Source organism: Ideonella azotifigens (genome assembly GCF_006519715.1).
GTDB classification, from domain to species: domain Bacteria; phylum Pseudomonadota; class Gammaproteobacteria; order Burkholderiales; family Burkholderiaceae_C; genus Ideonella; species Ideonella azotifigens.
In genome coordinates, this window is record NZ_VIDT01001113.1 from 1 (window position 1) to 1,220 (window position 1,220).

Annotated in this window: 2 protein-coding genes; one reads left to right on the forward strand and one right to left on the reverse strand. The window is 68.9% G+C overall.

Going from position 1 to position 1,220, the window contains the following annotated elements; translation table 11 throughout:
* On the reverse strand, nucleotides 1-434 hold a 434-nt coding region (locus tag FKP22_RS30965), incomplete at its 3' end, for a glutathione S-transferase family protein (protein ID WP_141292007.1).
* Between the two features lie 109 nt (nucleotides 435-543).
* On the opposite strand from FKP22_RS30965, the gene FKP22_RS30970 reads away from it, so the two are divergent.
* The coding region (locus FKP22_RS30970) for a transporter substrate-binding domain-containing protein (protein WP_170201199.1) at nucleotides 544-1,220 on the forward strand (677 nt) is incomplete at its 3' end.

Sequence of the window (1,220 nt, forward strand, 5' to 3'; positions counted from 1 at the left end):
TGCGGTGCCAGCGCCGCTTCGAGCAGGCCGAAGGCGCTGTGCATCTGGCCGGTCACGCGCTCAAGCCACGGCGCGTGAACCTTCTCGGCCGGCCGAATGCCGTGTTCGTAGACGATCTGCACGCTCTTCTCCGTCGCGGCCAGCGCCAGGCCGATCAGGTGCAGCGCCTGCTGGCGCTCGGGCAGGGCGGCCGGCATCAGGCTGCGCGGGGCCGCCAGCGCTTCGGCATATTCGAGCATCAGCGTCGAGTCCATCAACGGCGTGCCATCGTCGCAAAGCAGCGTCGGCGCCTTGACCACCGGGTTGATCTGCCTGAACTGCTCGAAGCCGCGGAAGACCGAGACCGAGCGGTGTTCAAACGGCAGTTGCAAGAGCTGCAGGGAGATGGCGACGCGCCGCACGTAAGGCGAGTCCAGCATGCCGATGAGTTGCATGGGAAGGTTCCTGAAAGTCGGCTGCGGAGTCTACGGTGCCGCCGGCGCGAGGGCCAGGCCTGCGCCTGTTGTTTTGGCGAAGCGGCTTGCGTGCCGGGTACGATGCCGCATGCGGGTCTGCTTTCGTGTGCTGTTGTGGGGCTGGCTCTGGCTGCTGCCGGCCGCGCTGGCATTTGCCCAGCTCCCCAGCCTGAGCGACCAGGAGCGCAACTGGATTGCCCAGCAGGGCGTCGTGCCGGTGGTGGTGGTGGACGGCAACGCGCCGTACTACAGCCGACACGCGGACGGCACGCCGGTGGGTTTTGCCATCGACATGATGGACCGCATTGGCGAGCGCACCGGCTTGCGCTGGGCCTACCGCTGGGTGCCCTCGGCCCAGGCGGCCGCGCAACTGCTGGCCACCGGCGAGGTGCAGATGACGCCGCTGGCTGCGCCCAGTCCCGTGCGCGAGCCCTTTGCCACCTTCCCCGGTGCCTTGCTGGATGCCGAGCTGGTGCTGGTGACCCGCAGCGATGTGACTGACGTGTCCGAAGCCCAGAACTTTGCCGGCCGCCGCGTGGCCATCGTGCAGGCCCAGGTGCCGGGCGAAATGCTGACGCGCGAGTTCCCGGGCACCCGGGTGCTGTCCTTCGAAACCACCCAGCAAGCCCTGCAGGCGGTGGCCACTGGGCAGGCCGACCTGTGCGTGGCCTGGCTGCACGAGGCGCTGTACCACATCGAGGCCAATCTGCTGGCCAACCTGCGCGTGCGCCGGGAGGACCGGGCAGGGCGCAGCTTCCTCGGGCC